Origin of the sequence: Alteromonas profundi (assembly GCF_010500865.1) — a bacterium.
Lineage (GTDB): Bacteria > Pseudomonadota > Gammaproteobacteria > Enterobacterales > Alteromonadaceae > Alteromonas > Alteromonas profundi.
Genome location: NZ_JAAAWN010000005.1, coordinates 33,772 through 57,192 on the forward strand (window position 1 = coordinate 33,772; position 23,421 = coordinate 57,192).

Consider the following 23,421-nt stretch of genomic DNA (forward strand, 5'->3'; position numbering starts at 1 on the left):
AGCCCCTGTAAGCAGTATTACTGGGCCTATCGAAGTCAATGAAGGGGCTGAAGCGATTTACACCTTTGGTGACATACTTGACCCGGGTGACGATATTATCACGAGTGCGGTGATTGAATGGGGTGATGGCACGACCACAGCGTATACAGGGGCGGGAGATTACGGCCATACCTTTGCTGATGGTGATAGCTCGCCAGTTATTAGCTTGATAGTGACAGATGAAGATGGCACGTATACGGCGGCAAGCCTTGGCGTTGCAGTGAACGACGTAGCCCCATCTATAACTGTAAGTGGCGCTAGCGAGACAGACGAGGGCAGCGTCTATACACTAACGCTGGCTGACTTGGTAGACTCCGGTGATGATCCTGTCACCGAATATCTCATTGACTGGGGTGATGGTTCAGCGGTGCAGTCGGTAGCTGATTTAGGTGATGTTACTCACACCTTTGTTGATGGTAACAGCAGCACAACGATCAGTGTGCAAATCGTGAATGATGAAGGCACGTTTAACGCAGGCACCATTGATGTCACCATCAACAACGTGGCACCGATTACGTCAGTTGCGTCAGATGTTAGTGTTGATGCTAATGCACTATTTACTATCAACTTTGGAGAGATTGTGGATCCAGGTGACGATACCATCTCAGACGCCGTTATCAACTGGGGGGATGGAACAACTTCTATCTACACCGGAGCAGGAGATTACGTTCATAGTTATGACGGTACAATCACCAATCCAACTATAGAGTTACTTATTACCGACGAAGATGGCCAATTTATTGCTGCCAGTACATCGGTGACGGTAAACGAAGAACTCAGCGAGCCCACAGCAACGGGATCTATTCAAGAATTTACCCTTCGCGACCAAGAAGTACAACTCGATTTACAAATATCCAGTGACGAGCCTGTCTTGGAAGTGATTGTAGATTGGGGCGACGGTACGTCTGAAAGCTTTAACGATCCAAGTGCTTTGTTACACGAGTACAGTGACATTGGGCTATACGAAGTAAATGTTCAGCTTGTTACTGAGTCTGGCACTTTTGATGTGGGTGTTGTTGATGATATTGATGTCGGCTCGCGCATTGGAGATGTTCCTGCTTTCTTTGATTTCTTTAACCCTAATGCCTGGCAGGATGGCTGGACTGATGAAGGAATTACACTGACGCACAAAGCAAATACCAGCGACGAAAATGAAGCGTGGTCGTCAATGTCTTTCGTCGGTTGGGATTCTTGGCGTCTCGAGGGCCAGGATATTGCCTTTGGGCATTTAGGTGTATCTGGTCGCACATCGCAAACGGGCTCTTTCTTCCAGCAGTTAGACGGCACTGAGGGGATTCGATTCGATATTGATACATCAGCAAAGAGCGGCGAGATTATGTTTACTGATTTGTATGCTAACGAATCAGGTAACCTCGACGAACAAGCCAGAGTTCAGTTTTTTGATGAAAGCGATAATCTTGTTGATGAATATCTGGTTACCGGTAACGCTAGTGGGGAGGTATCAATGAGCTTTACGACTCATAATGCATTCGACTATTTTGTTGTTACTGCAGGTGCGTATGATGATAATGAGCAATTTGTTTACGGAAGTTATGCAGACGACAACGGCGTTGCAACGAGTGGGGAGACTAATACAGGCAGTGAATTACTCATTGACTCTATTCAAGTTGGTTTCCGTGGTGGCGACAATGCTGAAAACGTTGCCATTGAATCTTTAGGAGTAGCACAAGAAGCTATGTTATCGATTTTACCGGTACCTGAGTTAATCAGTCCTGCTGAGGAGATGGAGAATAGTTCGAGGGTTACGCCTTTGCCAAATGTGGTAACAATTCCAGCGCAAACTGAAAGTGACGTTAAGTCGATATTGCCAGCCTATGACAAAGACGTGATGACAACACTACCTGTAGTGCCAGCGCCCATTGAATCAGATGAAGAGTACGGTGAAAGAATTTCAACTAGCATCAGTGAGCAGGTAGTAAACATACGAAACGTTGAGCTTGAGCCAGCTGAGGTGCTCACTAAAGTTATGGAAGATATCGTTTCCACACTGCCAGTAATGGAAGATCCCATCGAGTCGGATGAGGAACAAGATGAAAGCGTGTCTGTAGACGTTGATGAATTAGCTTCGGTTGATGGATTTTCAATACTTGAATCTACTGGGAAAGTCATTCAAATCGAGGACGATATTATGTTTACACTACCGGTGATACCTGAGCCAATTGAATCTGATGACGACCAAGCCGACATCCGGTCAGAGGTATTGGACGAGCTATTAACGGTAGGTGAAGATACCCAGGTTCAACCTGAAGTGAAATTTATCAGTGTCAAAGAAGATATCGTGTCAACAATGCCTGTAGTCCCTGATTTAATCGAAGCGAAAGAGAAGCCTATAGAGAGCAATTTATCTATGCCCGATGAAGAACTGGATAATGTTGAATTTGATTTCGGTCAATTGAAAACGCATATAACAAGTCTTAGTAACGCGATGGCGCTGAATTATTCTCTACAGAAAGGTGAGCAGTCAATAGCGCTTTCGGCAGCAGATGAAAAGAGTTCAATAATTTCAGAGCTGTCGTTAGAGTTTGATGAAAGTGATATTCAATTTACGCAATATGACGATTATTTGATTCGATAAATGTGTCCGTTTTTTATACAGTTGTTGGGTGGCGACACCCAACTCAACTTGCAGTTATCTGAATTTTAAATAAAAATTTTTTGGCTTAATAATTGCCTGTCTAATCATCGCAAAGTATTAGGGTCACGCGGTTGCAAAGATGCGGTAACAGTTTGTATGTAGACTTATATCAGCTGGTTAGTTAGATAACAAATAACACCAAGATTAAGGAAGATATATGAAACATTCGTTTTCGAAGCATGGATTAGCGTTGTCTTTACTGCTATGCATGCTAAGTGTTGGTTCTGTAAGTGTGAAAGCTGCGTTGATTACTAACGCCCCCGTTAATTTCCCCGCAGCTGTTGGCTCTGTTGCAGATACGAGTTTTGGCGCTCCGTCGCTACTAGGTGAATTCTCTTTGTCACAAACTACCTCAATTACCAAAATTACGTTTTGGTCTTTTGAGAATCCAAATGCAGGACTTGCTAGTGACTTTATTTTACTTCGACTATTTAAAAATGAGCCGGGCTTTGACCACAATACACCATTGTTTAGTGTTACAGGTGAAGCCGGGATCAGCAAAACCTTTACCAAAGTGGTTGTCAACGGAGTTAGTGGACTTTTACGGCATGAAATCGATTTAGTTAATTTCGATTTAGGACCAGGAGACTACTTCCTAAATATTGGTGCCGACTTGATAAACAATAATGGTCTTGCTTTTGGTTGGGCAAACGCCGCGACATCACCTGTCCCTGGTGTACCTGGGTTGGCACTGAATCCATCCTCTTCACTAGGAGCAGTAAACTTAACGGGGTTAGAAGTTGATTTGGCGTTTCAAATAGAAGGTGAACCAGTTGTCCAAGCTAATGCACCTTCAGCGCTATCATTACTGTCACTAGGGCTAATACTTATGCTTGTTCGAAGAAAAGTATAAACCGCCAAATTTAAGCAAGTCTTATATATTATGGATGGTGAGAATGAATAGTGGCAAAGGATTGATGCCTGTAAATAACGCGTTGGCTAATATTAGGTCAGCGCTTCTATATGTTTTTTTATTTAGCTTTGCGATTAATCTTTTGATGCTAGTCTCGCCACTGTACATGTTGCAGGTCTATGATAGGGTTTTGGTCTCTGGCAGCCATGCCACATTACTTTTTCTTACCATTTTTGCTTTGGTTGCACTGGTTGTGTTAGCAACTTTAGACATCGTACGCGGAATATTGCTCGCTCGTTTAGGTAATTCCTTTGACAAAACACTGAGTGGTTATTTGTTTAAAAACATTATTGAGCAGGGTGGTCATAGCCAACCTCTGCGCGATGCAGACACCTTACGTGCCTTCCTTTCATCTCCGGCGCTAACTGCAATAATGGACGCGCCTTTCACGCCACTTTATCTAGGGCTTATTTATATTTTGCATCCAATGTTAGGGCATATCGCGCTTGCTGGCGCTATTGCGCTTTTTAGCCTTGCGCTTTTAGGCGAGAAGATGACGCGAATTGCGCAAAAAGACAGTCAAAATGCATCTAGTCAAGCTCATCGCTATACGGATGTTTGTGGTAAAAATAGAAATGCAGTTTATGCAATGGGTATGAGCGGTAATATTCTTGAGAAATGGAATATTCCACATTTAAAAAGCATAAGTTTTGGGGGCCTCGCTAATTCTCGAAGTAGCAGCATTTCGGCGATATCGAAAGGCTTAAGGTTTGCGCTTCAAGTGGGTATTTTAGGGATGGGAGCGTTTCTTGTTATTGAGCAGGAATCGTCGCCAGGCGTTATGATTGCTGCGTCTATTGTTATGGGTAGAGGGTTAGCGCCTATAGAAGCCTCGATAAGTGGCTGGCGTTTAGTAATTGCAGCCCGTGACGCGAGAGAGCGGCTATTGGAGTATCAAGCCAGCTTGCCTATTTCCACTGAGCCGCTGCCGTTGCCAGAACCTAAAGGCAAGTTAACGGTTCAAAATGCTATCTTTCAGTTTCCAAATAGCGAAAAGCCACTGATTAAAGACGTGAGTTTCACTGTAAATTCGGGGGAGGTCATAGGTATAACAGGCCCAAATGCGGCTGGTAAGAGCACGCTCGGAAAGTTGTTACTTGGACTTTACGCCCCCACGCATGGTGACATTCGTCTTGATGGCGCGACCTATTCACAATGGGACAGAACGTTGCTAGGGCCTCACGTAGGTTATCTACCACAAAGTGTAGAATTGTTTCCCGGGACTATCGCAGAAAATATTAGCCGCTTCACCGATGCAGATCCAAAAGAAATCATGCAAGCGGCTCAGCTTGCAGGTGTACACGAAATGATCCTTGGCTTGGAAAGTGGCTATAACTTTGCCGCTGATAATTTTGATGATGCATTGTCCGGTGGTCAAAGACAAAGAATAGCTTTAGCGCGTGCAGTTTTTGGATTGCCCAAACTAATCTTACTAGATGAACCGACGTCTTCACTAGACGCAGAGGCTGAGCGTACCGTCGCTGCTGCAGTAAAAGCGCTTAAAGGCCATGATGCAACGGTTTTAGTGATTGGCCACCGCCCAGTTTTAATGAACTTAACTGATAAATTACTAGTAATGCAAAACGGTGCGTTAGCCGCGTTCGGTCCTACCAGCGAAGTCATGGCTAAACTCGTGAGGCCAACTGTCCAAAAAACAGGGACATGATGATGAATCTTGCTAATGACAATTTACCTGACATTAAGACTTCGTTAAAAGGTCCTATCATAACCGGCCTAATGATCTTACTCGTGTTTGTTGTAGGGGCGACTGCTTGGGCATCATCAGCGAGACTGGCTAGTGCAATCATTGCAGTAGGACAGGTAAAAGTAGACTCGAATCGAAAACAAATCCAGCACCTTGACGGTGGAATCGTGAATGAAATTTTGGTTTCTGACGGGCAGAGAGTGAAAAAAGACGATACTCTAGTTATTTTGGATCCAATTCAAGCGGAATCTTCTTTGGGGATCGTTGTAGGGGCGCTTTTTACAGCAGAATTGAAACGTACTCGTTTGCAAGCGGAGCGAGACAATAGTCAGCAACCAGATTTTACGCGATTCCTGCATAGTCAGCATGAAGACAAGAACAGCCTGATTGACGCACAGCAATCTTTATTTGCTATTCGCCGATCTGTCCAGCTATCTCAACAAGAAATATTACAACAGCAAATTGAGAACTTTAAATCACAAATATCAGGATTTAAAAGTCAACAAGCCTCAACACAAACCCAAATAGAGATAAGTATAGACGAATTAGTTAATCTTAGAGATCTTAAAGCTAGAGGGTTGGTGGGAAATGAACGCCTTCTTGAGCTGGAAAGAAATCTAGCGCAGCTAGAAGGAAGAGCTGGCGAGTTAGTATCGTCTATAGCTAGTGCGCGAGCTAGCATTGACGAGAAACGATTAGAGCTCATTCGGGTGAAGCGTAGCTTTCATGAACAGGTGCTGGCCGAGTTGCAAGATGTTGAATCTGAAATTATCGATTTGCAAGAGCGTGCCAATGCTGCCTCGCATCATCTTCAGCAAATGGTAGTTAAAGCTCCGGTGGATGGGTTAATTGTAGGGCTAAATGTACACACCACAGGGGGCGTGGTTGTACCTGGGCAATTGCTTATGGAGATTGTGCCAGATAACGATGCGCTTATCGTAGAAGGCCAAGTACTGCCTACGGATGTTGACGACTTACAATTTGGTCAGAACGCACGGGTGAAACTCTCTGGATTACAACAACGGATAACCCCCGAACTAATAGGTAAACTGATGTATGTGTCAGCCGACAGTATGTTAGACGAACGCTCTGGTATGAGCTTTTTTATCATTCGAGTAAGCATCGCCGCTGAAGAGTTAGCCAAACTGCCTACTGAACAACTTATCCCGGGAATGCCTGCAGAGGTTTTTATCCAAACAGGAGAGCGAACGGCATTAGAGTACTTGCTTCAACCTTTGTCTGACACTGTTGATCGAGCTTGGCGTGAAAGATAGTTATGACTTCGAATACACGATAAACAATGAAGAAAGCAGAGCAGAATTTCTTTTGGTTGTTAAATGCGGGCTTATTTTCAAAAGTTATCGAAAGCATGAGCTAATGAAAGAGAGCTCAACGAAGTAGCTAGTAATTCCTATTGCCATAACCCTTCCATATTTATCCCCCGTTCTAGCGAACGTTACCGCTTACCTTGAGGGCTATTCTTTTAGCTTTAGGTTATCGGCAACCTATAGAGATAGTTATATCGCACGGGTAGATGAAGGCACGTTAGTTGATGAAGACGAAACAGGTTTTTTACCCAGTCTTTATCTTGATGGGGTTATAGCGTATCAGATTATAGCGTATCAGATGACGGATAATGTAGAGATACGCATGGAAGCAACAAACCTAACGAACGAACGAGAAATTCAATATTCTGATTCCACGCAGCGCCCGTATAATACCACTGTCAGTGGTCGCAATTATTCATTGTCTTTAGCTTATCGCTTCTAACCAAACAACAAAGGGCCCAAATGGGCCCTTTGTTAGTGTATTACATTGAATAGGTTAACCCTATGTAGAATGTACGTCCGCTTAAGGTAGTGTTGTATAAACGATCGTCTGAATCGCTATATTGTTCCTCACGCTCATCGGTTAAGTTGATGCCTTCTAAAGAAAGTTTAAGTTTGTCACTTACATCATAAAATGCTGAGAAATCCCAGTATGTTGTACCATGAAAGCCCGCTTCATCTTGATCACTACTTGAAGTTTCAACCTGGGTTAAGTAGTCATCTCTGTAGGCTACCGACACACGCATGCCCCAGTTATCCTTTTCGTAGTACATAGTTGCGTTGTAGGTGTTTTCAGATAGCCCATAGAAAGGGCGATATACCTCTACGCTTTCGCCATCAACAAGAATGTTGTGTAAAGATTCGCCTTCGGAGTAGGTGTAATTTACTATTGCGCCAAGGTTATTAAACGGTGCGGGTAAAAAGTCAAAGTCGCGCTGGAATGCCGCTTCCCACCCAGAAAAATCACTTTGTGCTAAGTTTTGTGGCTGAGAAAGCGTGTATATAGTGTCAGGTGTTTGCACATCACCGTTCTCATCAACCATTCCGTCGATAAGTGATAACGGGTAACCTGTGTCGCCATAGGCCACAGGCGCTACGTTCGTAGCAATAAAGTTGTCGATTTCTTTTTGGAAGTACGTGACAGACGCATAGCCAACTTCATCAAAGTAGTATTCAACACCGGCTTCCATATTGATAGTTTCAAAAGGCTCAAGACCAGGGTTTCCTGAATTGATGCTCAAACCGCTTGAACCAAATAATGGGTCGGCGTTCACAGTACCAGACACGGAAAGGCTACCTAATGTGGGGCGCGTAACATTCTTTCCTGCACTGGCTCTTACCACTAAGTTTTCTGTAGCATACCAAGCTAAGTTGAACGTTGGGAGCACGCCATCGTATTGACGCTCTACGGTTACATACTCAGAGCCATTTACGATACCACTTGATTCGATATCTGTATCGAAATAGCGAAGCCCTACGCTGGCGCGTACCTCAGAATCGGGGAGAAGAAAATCATGTTCATAGGTTGCATACACTGCGGTGGTTTCTTCTACTACTTCATCTGGTGCATCACTGTATGAAAGATCTCTATTTACACTAAAGGCATCTAAAACACCGTTTACGTCTGCGCTTAACCATGCTTGCTTTTCGTGAATATCGTTTACGTAAACTAGGCTAGGGTCGATAACATCACTAACTTCACCGCTTTGCCATTCACTTCTAAGGGCATTCCCTACTTGCTCTTTATTATTGCTGTGTTCGAATCGCTTGAATGAACCGCCCACCTTAAGTGTAGAGTGATCGGTAAGTAAGTAATCTGCGTCCAATTTGGCGATGTTAAAGCTATTATCGACTTTATCTTCTTGCAGATCGATTTCATGATAGCGGTATTCGTCAATATTAGTAGGATCGAAGCCGTTAATATAGCTATTGGTTCCATAAAAACGGTCATCGCGGTAGTCTATCGTCATGTCCGCAAAAGACTCCAAATACACTTTTGCACTGTTGCTCTCGTACTCACTTTTCATGTGGCCTAACAAGCCAGATAGCACAAGCGCGTTATTAACACTCCACTCACCATTTAATACGACTTGGGTAATATCAGTGGTGGCGCCTTGATCACGACTTTCAGAGTGCAGTGCTGTGTCTTCCCACGCAGAATAGATGACTTCGTTATTTGCGTTGTATTGAATGTCGGTTAAGCGTGAACAAAAGTTACGTGCTCCTTCATAGTCTGCACCGGTACATCCTAATGCGGTTGAACTCGACCCTCTGCTTTGAAGGTGAAACTCGCCGCGTTCGCTATCAAGCTTGCCATAAAGTGCATCTACGCCAACTAACACATTATTATTAGGCTGGTATTGAAGGGCTAATGTAGCGCCTATACGTGTTTGCTCGCTATTAAATTGTGAATACCGACTCCCTCTTGAGAAGCGCAGGTCACCACTGTTTACGGCTTCTTGGTCCGTTTGTGATAATGCTGAAATGTCGGAACCTTGGGCATCACGCGGACGCCAGCGGTAGGTGTTGTATCCTTGTTCCGCAGTATCGCGTTTACTGTAGGCAAGTGAAAAAAGCGCCCCAAAGTCGTCCCACCTATTCGATACCAACGCAGCCACGCGTGGGCTTGTGTCTTCTGTTAGCGAGTTATCGCCTGCCTGAGCACTTACTACCGCTTTAAAACCATCGTAATCAAACGGTTTTGCCGTATATAGTTTAACAGTACCGCCAATACCCCCTTCGTCCATTTCTGCAGAGTAGCTTTTTTTTACGTCAATTTGGTTGAATAATTCCGACGCAAAAATGTTGAAATCGAAAGATCGCGAAAGGTTAGTGGTACCTCTACTGTCCATTGCTGAAGAGGATGTACCTAGCGCTTCCATGCCGTTGAGCTGAACTTGGGTAAAGTCGGCGTTTAAACCGCGAAGCGATATTTGGCGGCCTTCACCGGCTTCTCTTGTAATGGTAACGCCAGGAATTCGTTGAATAGACTCTGCTAAGTTTAAGCTTGGAAAGTCGGCAATATCTTCAGCAAGTATAGAGTCTTGCGAACCTAGCGACTCTTTTTTCAAATCTTTAGCTTTGATTAAAGAACCTCTAAAGCCACTTACTACGATTTGTTCAATAACCTCGTCTTCAGAATCCTGAGCGTAAATAGAAAATGAGGTTGAGCAGGTGGCGGTCAAAACTGCTGTGGCAAGTAATGATTTTTTGAAACAGATATTCATTGTGTTTTCCCTTTAATAAGCAAAGTTGTTGTGTTGAATTGGATTAGGTCTAACGAACGATTGTTTTTTGAATGAAACGGCATAGCCCCTTTGTTTGGCGAGAGGTGCGCCGAGATAGAAGTCGCTGGAAATAAAGTGGGCGCCGCTTGTGTATGCGGCTTCTCGGCGAAGCGCCATTTGCTCACTACTTTCCTTTAAATTTGCGTCTGCGCGGGTTCTTACTAAAAACCCTGCGTGTACAAGTGAACGAATTTCTTGATAGCTTTCTACTGGGTTATTGCGGATAAAAATCGCGGCTTCATCCCATTGCTGGGGCACAGAAACAAACATGCTTCTGCCTTCAAGAGAGGGGTGACCATGAATGTATTTTTCCCGTTGTTGCGGGTTTGCATCGAAAATGAAAAGAAACTTTCCCCGCAGGGTCTTAAGCGCTGGCCACCCGCTTTCTACTATTGCGTTTCTAAGCGTGGCGTAATCGCCTTTTACTGAATCAGGGGTGATCAGTTTGTTACCAAAAATCGCCTTAATCTCACTATCTAAACGGGCGTAGTCGGCGTCTTCAAACATAAGAGGTGGTGTATGGGTGAGAAAGTTGGGCTGAGATTCTTTAGCGTTAACTAAAACAGTAATAGGTAAGTGCTTGGGGTTTTGATGCGACCATGCAATCAGTTGCTCGGCGCAGCCCGTGAAGGTTAAACAGTGGCTCATCGCATCCACATGCGGAATATGCATAACCTTAAAGCCAGGCCTAGAAAGGCTTGCTCTTTGCTCTTTGGAAAACCAATTACCGTGTAACAGGGTTTCCAATTCTGGCCTGTCATATTGCTGACCCTGTGGGTCGTTTACTACGTCAATTTCAAGTTGACGAAGCCCAGCATCAAGTTGCTCAATCAAAGAGGGGTGGCTATACGATAGCTTGGCTAGCAGGGAAGGCGATGTCTTTTTAAGATAAGCCTTCACCTCTGCGGGAAGCGGTTTTTTATAGCTGTTGTGCGATCCAATCATTTGATAGTTATTCAACGAGTCTGCCGCCGCCGGAATAATCACTAGCAAAAAAAACATGAGGTGTATAAGTCGCATAAAAGTTCGTTTGTTGCGTATTTTGAAAGGTAGAGTGGGGGGAATGAAAAATGGGGACGGAAATTTATAAGGTTGGGTAATATTTAATAAAAGTGTCACAAAGATATTGTTTTAAAATGAATTTTTTAATTTTTTTGTCCCCGTTTTATCTGCTTATTCGTCTTATATAAATGGATTGGTGCGAGTTTAAGGAACTAAATTGGTGGAAAACCTGAAAATGCTAAGTCTATTAAGGTGTAATGCGAGCACACGGATAAAGGTGCTTTTGGTTTATTTATTGTTTCCGCTTTTCGCTCAAGCTGAAGGTGAACCAGAGCACGTTAAGGTAGCTTTTTTAGCTGATATCCACCTTCACTCGCCTATCGATGCCGCTGCTAATATTCCTGAAGGTTCGTTGCCAAAAGACGCTATAACGCAGCAACCCCTATTACTTAGAAGCATGCGGGCGCAGCTTAAATCCACACGCTTATTTAATGAAAATATACTGGTTTTAAAGCAAGCGCTTGATGATATTGTCAGGCGTAATATTAAACTTGTAGCCTTACCTGGCGACTTTACCGACGACGGGCAACCGGTAAATATTCTAGCCTTGCGCGACATACTTGATAGCTATAGGGAGACCCATGGCGTGCGCTTTTTTGCTATCAATGGAAACCACGATCCGGTAAGACCCTTTACGCGGGAGGGGGGAAAGCGTGATTTTTTAAATAGCGAGGGAGGGGAAATAAGCGTTGTAAGTAATCAGCATCCAGACTGTATTAATAGAAATAGCGATTATTGCTCTGATTTACTAAAAGAGTGGGGCTATCATGAAATAGCCACCACGCTGTCAAACCACGGCTTTTTAGCTGATAAATTAGACCTTTTGTACGAAACACCGTTTGGAACTGTGGATATAAACAGCCGCCATTGGCGGTGGTGCGACGAGAACAACCACTGCATGGATATGCCTGATATGAGCTACCTTGTAGAGCCAGTAGAGGGCATTTGGTTGCTGGCTATCGATGCGAACGTGTACGCGCCTATAGGAGACTATGAAGACAAGCGTTTTAAAGGCTCTAGTAATGCCGGTTATAATGCGCTGGTTAAATATAAACCTCAGTTACTTAAATGGATTGAGGAGATTGTAAAACGCGCCAATCAGCAGAATAAAAAACTCGTGAGCTTTAGTCACTTCCCCATGGCTGAATTTTCCGATTTACAGACCAAAAGCATCACTGATTTGCTTGGTGATAAAGCGATGCAAATGTCCCGGCAACCTTCTTCCACTACCACAAGCGTGCTTGCCTCTACAGGGTTAAAACTCCACTTTGGGGGGCATATGCATTTATTCGATATTAGCCAATCCTCAAAACAAGGTTTACTTAATGTACAAGTGCCTTCACTTGCGGCTTATCAACCTGGCTACACAGTCGCTACAGTGGGGCTTAACGGTGTAACCTCCATAGAAACCATTGTCATTAAAGAGGTTAAAAATTTCTCCCGCTGGTTTAATGTGTATGAAAGCGAATGGCAGCATCGCAGAAGCAGCGGTTTAGACAACTGGGATAGAGACAGTCTTAGTGCTAAAAACTATTTAGAATTAACAGACACACATCTTAAAACCATTGTTCAACATCGCTATATATCCGACTGGCCAGAAACCATTGTTGCTGCATTAACAACCCATAATATTCAGGAGATATTGGCGTTAAACCAGTGCGAATTTAACTATCCGAATAAGTCGACGGTTGGGCAATTGAATGCTGATACCTTTATCTACGATTTCTACAGAGCGAGAAATGCTGGGAGCTTCGCCGATTTCGGCAACAGGTACGGGTTATACCAAACCATTGTTCAGCAGGCCGATTTAGGAGGCTGTTTGTCACCCACCTCCTCAATAGCTAAAAATAAAACGCTTAAACAGGCGCTGGTGCTCATTGCAAATATGGCTATATCATCCAAAAAGGATAAAGCGGTAATAAACCTGATGCTCTAAGGCTTGTGTTTTTGCTTTATTCAAAGCCCCTTAAAATAAGGCACCAAAAAGAATACTCCGTTATTGTGGTTATACCTGATAAGGCCTTTGCATAGGCCTTGTTAAGGCGTACCGCCAAGCTAAATCATTTACCAGTAGGCCTTGATAAACCGCTATTTGTCACCTATAAAATGGGTAGCCAATAATAGGATGTGGGTAATACTACAGCAGTCCACGACGTTCCATTAACCCTAAACAAAAGGACGTGGACATGCTATTCGCTACTAATAGAACACCGCAAAATAAATCACATCGATTATCACCTGTTACCAAAGTAAACCGTAAAATTTTATTTGATAACCAAAATACGCGACCTGCCTCAGAAATGTATTTTTGCCGAAGAATTGGCCCTAGCGATTATACCGAAGTGGGTGGCCGCCAGTTTTTTAAAGCGCTGAAAGAGCTGCCTTCACATACCCAGGTGTTGTTGTATATTCACGGCTTTAATTGTAACCCTGAGCCCGATGTATTTAATCGCGCAGAGCAACTACAAACATTAATCAACCAAGCCCGAGGGGAAAATTTTGCCCTCGTGGTGCCGTTAATGTGGCCCTGCGATGATGATGGCCCCTCTCGCTTTTTAGACGATTATTGGGACGATCAAAAAGCTGCCGATTTTAGTGGAAGCGCATTTGCGCGCTTATTGGCCAAGTTTGATGCTTGGCGGCGCGAAGAAAGCCAGCGTGAGAACCCTTGTACCAGACGCATCAATGTATTGGCCCATTCCATGGGAAATCGTGTGCTAAGAACGGCCATAACTTACTGGGGAAAATACGACCATTACGGCATGGTGCCCATGTTATTTAGAAATGTATTTATGGTGGCCGCCGACGTAGTAAACCATTGCTTTGAACCTGGTAAAAGCGGGTGTCTGTTACCTGCTACCACGCGTAATTTAGTGGTGTACTACGCTAACGACGACTTGGCGATGCCGGCCAGTAAGGTAGCAAACCTAAAAAACCGTGTTACCTCACGACGTTTAGGAATGACAGGAGTAGAAGATTTAACTAAGGTGCCAAAAAATGTCTATGAAGTAGACTGCGATAGCTTTAATAATCGTTTCGACTTTCCTAAAGGGCATGCCTATTTCTTAAACCAGTCGAATATTATTAGCCCCGCGTTACTTCACATGTTATCGGCAATGGACAGAGGTAGGGTAATACCAAGCAACCAGCATCATGTTATCGACTACAATAGCTAAGCCTACTATGGCGTGACAACAGTTACGCCATACATATCTATAAAAACAAATAATTGAAAAAGCGATGCTCGCGCATTGCATCCCTATCTGCCTGTGTTTACTCTATTTTAACAATATGTTGCACCTTAAAGGATGAGTAAATGAGTATGAAGTTCGCGGAATTTGCCGCTTCACGTAAAAGTGTACGGGGCTTTACTAAACAACCCGTGAGTAAAGACACGGTTGACGCGATTATTAATGCGGCGAAATGGGCTCCCTCTTCCTACAATACACAAACGTGGAAGATACATGCAGTGGCAGGCGAGGTACTTGATAAAATTCGTCAGGGCAATACAGAGAATACCTTGGCAGGTAAGCCCCACGTAAGAGACTTTCCCTATAAAGAGGATTACCAAGGTGTTCACCGCCAGCGACAAATTGACGTTGCTGTCCAGCTATTTGACGTAATGGGCATTGCCCGGGAAGATAAAGAAAAACGCATGGATTGGATGATGCGCGGGTTTAGACAATTTGATGCGCCTGTCTCGCTCGTGCTTACCTACGATAAGGCGTTAGAGCCTGCTGGTATTACCCAATTTGGCTTAGGTTCGTTAGCGTACGGTATTGTATTGGCTGCATGGGATCTCGGGCTTGGGTGCGTTATTAATGGGCAGGGTATTATGCAATCTGAGGTGGTGCACAAATATGCCAATATTCCTGACGATGAAGCTATCATGATTTGTATTGCATTAGGGTATCCTGACCCACATTTTCCTGCTAATGAGGTACGCTCAACCCGGGCAGATAACGAAGATTTTGTTACCTACCACGGTTTCTAAGCGCTATCTTTATTCAACACGTTTAAATAGTCGGAAGATAATAGCGCAGTAAGCTTTTCTGCTGATACTGGTTTAGACCACAAATAGCCTTGCCCACCGTCACAGCCAAGCTCAATAAGTTTGCGTAATGTGGCGGTGTCTTCAATTCCCTCAGCAATAGTTTTAAGCCCTAAGCTATTGGCCATTTTAATCATTGCGGTTACTAGGGTGTCGTCTAATGTGTTGTAGCCAAGGTGAGTAATAAAAGACCTGTCTATTTTTAGATGGTTGGCATTGAAGTTTCTTAAATACCCTAAATTAGAATAGCCGGTACCAAAGTCGTCAATAGCAATGGTAACGCCTAGGGCGCTAATGGCATCGAGCTGTTGCTGTATATTGTCGGTATCTTCAATAAGTAACGACTCTGTTAACTCAATTTCAAGCGCAGATGGGGGTAATCCACTGTGCGCCAACGCCTGTTTAATGGTAGAGAGTATTTTATTATCTTTAAATTGAGTACTTGATAAATTAACCGCGATACGCAGGTCGGCAAACCCCTGCGCTCGCATGCGAGCACAAAAAACACAGGCTTGGTTAATTACCCATATGCCTATGTCGTTAATTAAGCCGCCGGTTTCCGCCAACGGTATAAATTCCTCGGGGCTAATCATAGTGCCATCAGGTTGCGGCCATCGCAGCAGTGCCTCAACGCAATCTAATTTGTGTTGCTTAATATTAATAATAGGCTGGTAAAAAAGCGTGAACTCTTGATTTTCGATAGCGCTTCGCAGCCGTTGTAACATGGTAAATCGAGCTTCGCTTATCTCATCTAATCGCTGATCATAATAACGAAACGTATTTCTGCCTGCCCGTTTAGCCGCATACATGGCAATATCAGCTTTACGGCAGAGCTGCTTAAAATTGGTGCCATGTTCAGGTGCTTTCACAATACCAATAGAGGCCGAAACGCTGATTTTGTTTTTCTTAATTTCAAATGCAATAGAGCAATCATGAATAAGCTTGCGGGCTAAATTATCAAGTTCATCATCGTATTGGCATGGGGCAATAACCAAGAATTCATCGCCGCCAAAGCGGATAATTTTTTGTTCATGCCCAAGCCCACTAGAAAGCCGGTAGGTAAGTTGTTGTAACAGCAGGTCGCCTGTTGCATGGCCTAACGCGTCATTCACTGGTTTAAAATTGTCTAGGTCAATAAATAATATGGCAAGGTGATGGTTGCTTTGTATTGTTTGTGCGAGCAGCTCATTAAACAACTTTTCTCCTAACCGGCGGTTAGGAAGGTTGGTTAACGGGTCGTGATAGGCCAAATGCTGAATTTGGCTACGGCTTTGCTGCACCTTATTATTTTCAACCTGTAGCGACGCCATCAAGGCTTTTATATCTTGTACTAATACGTAAACGCTGAACCCTATAACCACAAATATAACGATGACAAAGATAAGATGAGACCACGACAAAGTAGGGGCGTTGGGAGAAATATAGCCATGCATAGTAAGCCACACAATCAGCGTACATTGGGCTATAACAAAGCCCAGTACAGACAAAAATAGCCCAACGCCCCCTAATATTGCAGCAAAGATAAAAATGCCGGGGTACCCTAATATGGCTAAATCGAACATGCCCGCGCCTGTGATGGCAAGCGTTAAAAGCATGGCAGACATAGAGCATAAAAGCGTAAAGGACGATGCAGCCGTTTTGTTCTTAAAAGCGAATAGGAGTGCACTTAGTAAGCAGACGATGCCAGCAGCGAAAATGAAAAAGGTGATCCCGCGGGCAACCATCAGCGAGACGAGCAGACCTACCGCAGTACTGCCACATATTTGCATCAACCTATGGCGTCTTACTTCGTTTAGTGAAACGCGGCGCTGAGTAAGCGACTGATGCGTGAGTTGGAGCATGGGTCTGAAGATCATGTCTGCTAGTGTAAATTAAATCCCCTTCGACTCAAGCAGTAACTTAATTAAATTAAAACTTGGTTACAAATAAACAGTATTGGCCTTTTTTTGTATTTCTTTGCAAGAAATAGAAAAGATGAAGTGGGAAGTAGATGAACAACGCAAGTTTGTGGGGGATGGTTTTACCTCCATGTCTTACAGCCATTGAATTACAGCGCAATTATGTTTTAGCATTGCGCGCATTAAGCTATGCGCTATAACAGGCGGGCGAATAATCACAAAGGAGGCACAAATGGCTAAGCCCAACAAAAAGGGGCCGGTACGCACTGTCGATATCTCGTGCGCCAAATGTAAAGCGCCACTGTTTAAATATCGAAAGGGAGGAAAAGGGGCTTTAGTGAAGTGTTTTGTTGAACGCATAGTACAAGATTTTACTACCACGCCTTGTGAATGCCCGGGCTGCCAGCAAGTCTTTGCCCGGGAAACGATGATCCGTGGCACGCCCGCGCTTAAAATGGTAGGCGGCAAGGTGCATATGAAGTAGCCAGGCTTAAAAGCGGCAGGCGGTTTACCCTTGATACTTCGTTAGTGACAAGGTGTTTTCTATGCCAGGAATTTTCTCATCATGGCTATGTGTAACATACAAAACCGTACTTTTACCCTCATGCACTATTTTTTCAATTAGCTTGCGGGTTTTAACTCGGTTAAATTCATCTAAACCGTTACAAGGTTCATCAAGAATAAGAATAGCAGGGTGTTTTACCATGGAGCGTGCGATAAGAATTAACCGTTGATCGCCAAATGATAGCGATTGAAAAGGGGCGTTCTTTTTCTCTGCAAGGCCTAATACCGCTAACCATTTTTCAGCAACACCTCGTTCTTGCGCTGTAGGTGTACTATACAAACCAATACTGTCATAAAAACCCGATAAAATGACATGCTCTAGGCTCGCATTCACTTTATATTGCATATGAAGCGCATTGGACATAATGCCTATATGTTTCTTGATGTCCCAAATACTCTCTCCGGTACCACGTTTTATCCCAAACATCGTTAAATCATTGGTGTAGCAATGGGGGTTGTCACCGGTAAACATTTGCAGCAAACATGTTTTCCCTGATCCATTTGGGCCTTCTATCTGCCAGTGCTGATATGCTTTTAAGGTGAAGTCGAGGTTTTCAAACACAGTGTGATCATCAAAGCGCACGGATCCATTTTTCAAAACAATAAGTTCTTCACCACAAAACGGGCTTTGATTACCCTCGGCTATGGGGGCGGGAAGGGCAATGACTTCACTATGAAGTGCGAACCACGTGCCGAGTTCTTGTGCTATTTCATCACCGCTAAGCGCGCTGTTAGAGCGCGACTTAATAGCAAGTTGGTCCATTATTAATAAAGTAGCATTAATTTTTTGGGGAATGTCGGCCAGTTTGTTTGCGGTGATGAGTAACGAGGCTTGCGACTGGTGGGTTAAAAATTGACTAAACTCATCCACCGCGTGGGCATCTAAACCTTCGAATGGCTCATCTAATAAAATAAGAGAGGCGTTGCTTAACCACGCCATCATAATGATAACTTTGCGGGTTTCACCGGTAGAAAGACTTAAAAAACCGTTATCCAGCAAGCTCTCTAAACGCAATATGCGAAGTAACTCACAGTAGAGTGGGTGTGTGTCGAAAGCATTATTTGTGTCGGCAAAAAGCTCTCGTACTGTGGTGGGCTGTGCAATAACATCAAGGATATCGGCACTGTCTTTCTGTTTTTCTTGGGTAATTAAAGCCTGTTGCTGAAACACGCTCACCTCGGCAATATTCCCATTACAAACCCGTTGTCCTTGCACAACCTTGCCCTGGCCTGCAATTGCAGATAACAGCAATGATTTGCCTGAACCATTTCGCCCTGCAAGCACGTATATGCCAGGCGCATCGAGTGTTAACGTAAAAGGCGGGGTAACAAAATGGTTATCTAACTTTACTTGGTATTCGTACAGCGATACTAAAGACAAAAGGGCACTCGTTATTTAGCTTAGGACAATTCGGCTATTTTTACGTGTACCTTAGGTAAGTGTCAATTTCTTCGTAATAGAACCAAATCAGGTAAACCTTTGTATTAACTTAACGAACAGGTTAGCAAGGAGCAAAGATAATGCGGCAGTGGTTGGTCCTTTGGGTAATGGTATTAATGGTAGCTGGGTGTTCAGAACCGCCTCCGTCTCCTGAGCTATATCGCACCGTTATGGTGAGTAAAGTAAACGCGTACAGTGGTGAGCAAACCCACGTGTTATCGGGTGTGGTACAAGCAGCACAAACCAGTCAGCTAAGTTTTGAACTTTCTGGCGTGGTAGAGACAGTAGAAGTTAACCTGGGCGACACTTTTGAGAAAGGCGATACGCTGGCCACTATTGATAGCAAAGTTTTCCAATTGGCAGTGAAACAGCGCGAAGGTCAACTATCTGAAGTGTTAGCGCGTATTAGAGAAGCACAAAAAGACGTAGCGCGAAAACAGCAATTAGTGGTAAGTGGCGCGGTATCTCAAGCGGAATTAGATGTGGCGGAGACACAGTTAAACTCCCTGCGGGATCAAGCTGAAGTGGCAAGAGCACAACTAAACATTGCCAAAGAGGATGTAAACGATACCCGTTTGGTGGCGCCTTATTCAGGCACTATTGCCGCAAGACATATAGAGCCATCGCAACGTATTACACCGGCACAACCTGCTTTTACCATTGAAGGGCAAGAAGATCTTGAAGTGTCGCTAAGCGTGCCCGAGAACATGGTAAATTTTTTAGATGTAAACGACCCAGTTACCGTAACAGTGTACGCCCTAGGCGATACGCCTATTGAAGGGCGCATTTTTGAAATTAGTGGTCGTGCCAGCAGGGCCAACGCATTTCCGGTAACGGTAAAACTGTCACAAACGCCGCAAGGCTTACAACCTGGCATGAGTGCAGAAGTAAAGTTTAGCTATGCGGATGGGCGCAACACCAATAATAAACCGAGTTTTATTGTTCCTTTATCAGCATTGGGCTCTGGTTCAGAGAATAGTCACTTCGTGTATACCTTATCTGAAACGGCTGATCAAAAGGAAGGGGGGGCGCCTTTGTATGAAGTAGCGAAACGCACTATTTCGGTTTTATCGCTTAACAAAGATACAGCCTATGTTATTGGCGAACTTTCGCCTGATAAGCCGGTAGTGAGGGCGGGGGTATCGCATCTAAAGCAAGGGCAGCGTGTGCATATCGCGAACGGTTCAACACACTTTTTTAACGAATAGGAGTTGAGCGTGAAGTCGATATCAGAACTTAGCCTTGTATATAACCGTCTTATGTTGGCGGTTGTTGTGATATTAATGCTGTATGGCGGGTACAGTTATTTCACGTTGCCTGCACAAGAAGACCCAGATATAACTATTCGAGAAGCTGTTGTCACCGCGTCTTACCCGGGGTTACCCGCTGATAAAGTTGAGCTTTTAATTACTAAAACGCTGGAAGAAGCGGCGAGAAAGTTACCTGAAGTAGATGAAATTCGCTCGGTTTCAATGACAGGCCAAGCCACGCTACACGTAAAAATCAAAGACAGATATTTTGAACTAGAGCAAATATGGGATGATTTACGTGACGAACTAGAGCAAGTTACTCCCAGCTTACCCTCGGGCACCTCCGACCCCATCGTAAATGATAGTTTTGGTGACGTTGCTGTATTAACGGTGGCGTTATCTGCTGCCCAAAGCTATACCCTTGATGAAAGACGCGATATAGCGCAGCACGTAAGAGACACCTTGTTTCGGGTAGATGGGGTTAAAAGTATTGATATTTTAGGCGCCCGCACCGAACAAATTACCATTGCAATAAATAATGGCAAACTGGCCTATTTTGGGATGTCGCCTGAACAGGTTATTGGGCTATTACAAGCACAGAACATTATTCAACCCGGTGGCACAATAGATGCGGGAGGTATTAACTATACGTTGCAACCTTCAGGCTACTTTCAAACGGTCGAAGACGTTAAACAGGCGCTTATTGCCATTCCAGGGCAGCAAGAAACCGTGTTGCTAGAAGATATCGCCGATGTAACGCGCGAGGCTATCGACCCACCCACACGTACCGCGTATTTAAACGGAAAACCGGTGATCGTTTTTGCGATAGCCAAGAATGACCATGTAGATGTTTTAACCTTTAGCCCGCAAATAGAAGCTGAGCTTGCACAACTAAACAAAGTGTTACCGGTGGGCATGGAACTTACCACCATAACGCGCCAAGCCGATGTAGTGCAAAATGCCATTAATGGCGTAAGTATTAATGTGCTTGAAACCTTAGCTATCGTTTGTGCGGTGGTATTGTTATTTTTAGGCGTAAAAGCTGGGCTAATTGTAGGGGCAATTGTACCTAGCGTTATTCTTATCACTATTTCTATTATGGCGTTTTCGGGGATGGTACTAGAGCGTATGTCTCTTGCTACCTTGATCATCTCACTTGGTGTGTTAGTCGATAACGGTATTGTGGTTGCAGAAGATTACAAACGTAGGCTAGAAGATGGAGAAGACCGAAAGACCGCGTTAGCCGATTCAAGTCGTTCGTTAGCGCTGCCGTTATTAACCTCTTCCCTTACTACCATTTTAGTGTTTTTACCATTGATGTTGGCCGATAGCGTAGCCGGAGAATATACTCGTTCTATTTCTTTGGTGATCATGATTGCGCTGTTGGTATCTTGGGTACTGTCGCAAACTATTACACCATATTTGTGTTATCACTTTGTTCCTAGCCCTAAAGACAAAGATGAGGGCAAAGCTAATATTAGTGAATACTTCAATAAATTGAACCCTTATTATGCGTCTTTGCTGCGTAAAGTGCTTAACATGCGCGCAGTGTTTTTACTCATTATGGTGGGTTTATTTGCCCTTGGAGGCTATGGCTTATCAACCGTACCTGCGAAGTTCTTTCCCGATTCAGACCGGGCCCAAGTTCTGGTATATCTTGACATGCCTGCAGGCAGTTCTATTCGAAAAACCAATGCTACTATCGAGCGTATTTTTGCCGATTTAGAGGATAAAAATAGCTACCCCTATGTGAAAAAAGCAGTAGCTTATGGTGGCTTCGGTGGGCCACGGTTTGTGCTATCGCTCACCCCGATAGATCCCGACAGTTCAAAGGGGTTTTTAATGCTTGATGTGGGTTCAAGAGAAAATGTGCAACCCACTATTGATGCGTTACGTAAATTGTTTTCAAAGGAATACCCCGATGTATTCGCCCGCGTTACTAAAATGTTTTTGGGCCCGTCAGACTCAAGTAAAATTGAGCTTCAAGTGAAAGGGCCAGATAAAGATGTACTCTTTAGGCTTTCAAAAGAATTAGAAGAAGCGATAGATGCACTGCCGCACACCTATGACATTCGCAACGACTGGGAAAGTCGAGTGTCACGGTTGGCTATTGACGTCAATCAGCAAAAAGCACGCCGCGCGGGGGTAAGTTCTGCCGATATAGCACGAACGCTAAACACCTATTATAGTGGGCGGGTTATTTCTGAATTTATCGAAGGTGATGACATATTACCTATCATAGTACAAAGCAGAGACAACGAACGCTTCGACCTATCTCGCGTTGAAAGCATTAACGTTTACTCCACCAGTAGAGAGGAAAGTGTGCCACTTTTGCAGGTGGCCGATATTCGTTATGAAACAGGATTTTCCCGTATTGCCCGAGAGAACCTTTTCCGCACTATAAGCATTGAAGCTAAAAACTACCGTCTTAACGCGGAAGAAATGGTGCCGTTACTTGAACCTGAGCTTAACAAGATAAAATCGCAACTACCGGTGGGATATAGCATTGAGTATGACGGCGTAATTGAAGAGTCAGCAAAAGCTAAGAATTCATTAAATACCTATCTACCCTTATGTATCGGAATCATTATGCTGCTGCTAATCGCCCAGTTTCGCTCATACAGGAGAACCTTGGTCATCGTCTTTACTATACCTCTTATTATCATAGGCGCGGCGCTAGGTTTGCTGCTTATGCAGGGCGATTTTGGTTTTATGGTTATCTTAGGTTTATATGCGTTGGCCGGCATTATTGTTAATAATGGTATCGTGCTGATAGAGCGTATTGACGCAGAGCGCGACGAAATTGAAGAGGATGATGAACAGGCCCACAGCGAGGCTGTGGTGACAGCAAGTGTGCGTCGCTTGCGGCCCATTCTCATGTCGTCAATTACGACAATTTTAGGCCTAGTTCCGCTTATCCTTAGTGGGGATGTTTTATTTTATGCTATGGCCAGTGCTATCGCCTTTGGATTGGCGGTAGGCACGGTATTAAGCTTAGGTGTCGTGCCCGTTATGTATTCATTATTTTTCGGTTTATCGCCAAATAAGCACAAGTGAGCCTTTATGCCAACGCGTAAATTATGCCCTACACGCGTACTGGCCAAATTCTGATTGGTTAAGGGGGCACACTAAAATGCGAACTGCGATAAGACGGCATAGATTTGCGCTAGACATTTCTAGTAACAATTTCAACTGCCTGGGACTAAGAATAGGGCTTGCAGCATGCC

Annotated in this window: 14 protein-coding genes and 1 pseudogene; 11 read left to right on the forward strand and 4 right to left on the reverse strand. The window is 44.1% G+C overall.

Annotation, left to right across the window (positions count from 1 at the left end):
* From GTH32_RS19470 to GTH32_RS19705, 5 genes and pseudogenes are all read left to right on the forward strand, one after another.
* Nucleotides 1-2,635, forward strand: a pseudogene (locus tag GTH32_RS19470) (beta strand repeat-containing protein); the annotation flags it as partial.
* Nucleotides 2,636-2,852: 217 nt separating this feature from the next.
* Complete coding sequence (locus GTH32_RS05095; RefSeq protein ID WP_163084165.1) at nucleotides 2,853-3,548, forward strand: hypothetical protein; 696 nt, start codon at nucleotides 2,853-2,855, stop codon at nucleotides 3,546-3,548.
* 43 nt (nucleotides 3,549-3,591) lie between these two features.
* Complete coding sequence (locus GTH32_RS05100; RefSeq protein WP_246223150.1) at nucleotides 3,592-5,274, forward strand: type I secretion system permease/ATPase; 1,683 nt, start codon at nucleotides 3,592-3,594, stop codon at nucleotides 5,272-5,274.
* A complete protein-coding gene (locus tag GTH32_RS05105) occupies nucleotides 5,271-6,587 on the forward strand; it encodes an HlyD family type I secretion periplasmic adaptor subunit (protein ID WP_246223151.1) in 1,317 nt (438 codons plus the stop codon). The genes GTH32_RS05100 and GTH32_RS05105 overlap by 4 nt, the downstream gene beginning before the upstream one ends.
* Nucleotides 6,588-6,939: 352 nt before the next feature.
* Complete coding sequence (locus tag GTH32_RS19705) at nucleotides 6,940-7,083, forward strand: hypothetical protein (protein WP_343033389.1); 144 nt, start codon at nucleotides 6,940-6,942, stop codon at nucleotides 7,081-7,083.
* 40 nt (nucleotides 7,084-7,123) lie between these two features.
* On the opposite strand, the gene GTH32_RS05115 is transcribed toward GTH32_RS19705, so the two are convergent.
* Both GTH32_RS05115 and GTH32_RS05120 read right to left on the reverse strand, forming a co-directional pair.
* Nucleotides 7,124-9,868 (reverse strand): TonB-dependent receptor, encoded by a 2,745-nt coding sequence (locus GTH32_RS05115; RefSeq protein WP_163084166.1) that lies wholly within the window; start codon nucleotides 9,866-9,868, stop codon nucleotides 7,124-7,126.
* 12 nt (nucleotides 9,869-9,880) lie between these two features.
* Complete coding sequence (locus tag GTH32_RS05120; RefSeq protein ID WP_163084167.1) at nucleotides 9,881-10,948, reverse strand: Ca2+-dependent phosphoinositide-specific phospholipase C; 1,068 nt, start codon at nucleotides 10,946-10,948, stop codon at nucleotides 9,881-9,883.
* A 202-nt stretch (nucleotides 10,949-11,150) separates the two neighbouring features.
* Here GTH32_RS05120 and GTH32_RS05125 point away from each other — a divergent pair, with 202 nt between their 5' ends.
* From GTH32_RS05125 to GTH32_RS05135, 3 genes are all read left to right on the forward strand, one after another.
* Complete coding sequence (locus GTH32_RS05125; protein ID WP_163084168.1) at nucleotides 11,151-12,926, forward strand: metallophosphoesterase family protein; 1,776 nt, start codon at nucleotides 11,151-11,153, stop codon at nucleotides 12,924-12,926.
* A gap of 250 nt (nucleotides 12,927-13,176) precedes the next feature.
* Nucleotides 13,177-14,166 (forward strand): alpha/beta hydrolase, encoded by a 990-nt coding sequence (locus GTH32_RS05130; protein ID WP_163084169.1) that lies wholly within the window; start codon nucleotides 13,177-13,179, stop codon nucleotides 14,164-14,166.
* 146 nt (nucleotides 14,167-14,312) lie between these two features.
* The gene (locus tag GTH32_RS05135; RefSeq protein WP_163084326.1) at nucleotides 14,313-14,984 is read left to right on the forward strand and encodes a nitroreductase; all 672 of its coding nucleotides are present in this window, start codon (nucleotides 14,313-14,315) and stop codon (nucleotides 14,982-14,984) included.
* On the opposite strand, the gene GTH32_RS05140 is transcribed toward GTH32_RS05135, so the two are convergent.
* On the reverse strand, nucleotides 14,981-16,882 hold the full coding sequence (locus GTH32_RS05140) for a putative bifunctional diguanylate cyclase/phosphodiesterase (RefSeq protein WP_163084170.1): 1,902 nt from the start codon (nucleotides 16,880-16,882) through the stop codon (nucleotides 14,981-14,983). The two genes, GTH32_RS05135 and GTH32_RS05140, sit on opposite strands and share 4 nt — an antisense overlap.
* Before the next feature lie 289 nt (nucleotides 16,883-17,171).
* Here GTH32_RS05140 and GTH32_RS05145 point away from each other — a divergent pair, with 289 nt between their 5' ends.
* The gene (locus GTH32_RS05145) at nucleotides 17,172-17,423 is read left to right on the forward strand and encodes a hypothetical protein (protein WP_163084171.1); all 252 of its coding nucleotides are present in this window, start codon (nucleotides 17,172-17,174) and stop codon (nucleotides 17,421-17,423) included.
* A gap of 24 nt (nucleotides 17,424-17,447) precedes the next feature.
* Here the strand turns inward: GTH32_RS05145 and GTH32_RS05150 are convergent, their stop codons facing one another.
* Entirely contained in the window at nucleotides 17,448-18,884 is a 1,437-nt protein-coding gene (locus tag GTH32_RS05150) for an ATP-binding cassette domain-containing protein (RefSeq protein WP_163084172.1), read from the reverse strand.
* 140 nt (nucleotides 18,885-19,024) lie between these two features.
* Here GTH32_RS05150 and GTH32_RS05155 point away from each other — a divergent pair, with 140 nt between their 5' ends.
* The gene (locus tag GTH32_RS05155) at nucleotides 19,025-20,152 is read left to right on the forward strand and encodes an efflux RND transporter periplasmic adaptor subunit (RefSeq protein WP_163084173.1); all 1,128 of its coding nucleotides are present in this window, start codon (nucleotides 19,025-19,027) and stop codon (nucleotides 20,150-20,152) included.
* Between the two features lie 9 nt (nucleotides 20,153-20,161).
* Entirely contained in the window at nucleotides 20,162-23,251 is a 3,090-nt protein-coding gene (locus GTH32_RS05160; protein WP_343033390.1) for an efflux RND transporter permease subunit, read from the forward strand.
* The last annotated feature ends 170 nt before the right edge of the window (nucleotides 23,252-23,421 follow it).

Coding starts and splice junctions, on each gene's coding strand:
- GTH32_RS05120 (WP_163084167.1), bottom strand. CDS start 10,948: ATGCGACTTATACACCTCATGTTTTTTTTGCTAGTGATTATTCCGGCG.
- GTH32_RS05105 (WP_246223151.1), top strand. CDS start 5,271: ATGATGATGAATCTTGCTAATGACAATTTACCTGACATTAAGACTTCG.
- GTH32_RS05095 (WP_163084165.1), top strand. CDS start 2,853: ATGAAACATTCGTTTTCGAAGCATGGATTAGCGTTGTCTTTACTGCTA.
- GTH32_RS19705 (WP_343033389.1), top strand. CDS start 6,940: ATGACGGATAATGTAGAGATACGCATGGAAGCAACAAACCTAACGAAC.
- GTH32_RS05100 (WP_246223150.1), top strand. CDS start 3,592: ATGAATAGTGGCAAAGGATTGATGCCTGTAAATAACGCGTTGGCTAAT.
- GTH32_RS05115 (WP_163084166.1), bottom strand. CDS start 9,868: ATGAATATCTGTTTCAAAAAATCATTACTTGCCACAGCAGTTTTGACC.
- GTH32_RS05135 (WP_163084326.1), top strand. CDS start 14,313: ATGAAGTTCGCGGAATTTGCCGCTTCACGTAAAAGTGTACGGGGCTTT.
- GTH32_RS05145 (WP_163084171.1), top strand. CDS start 17,172: ATGGCTAAGCCCAACAAAAAGGGGCCGGTACGCACTGTCGATATCTCG.
- GTH32_RS05155 (WP_163084173.1), top strand. CDS start 19,025: ATGCGGCAGTGGTTGGTCCTTTGGGTAATGGTATTAATGGTAGCTGGG.
- GTH32_RS05140 (WP_163084170.1), bottom strand. CDS start 16,882: ATGCTCCAACTCACGCATCAGTCGCTTACTCAGCGCCGCGTTTCACTA.
- GTH32_RS05130 (WP_163084169.1), top strand. CDS start 13,177: ATGCTATTCGCTACTAATAGAACACCGCAAAATAAATCACATCGATTA.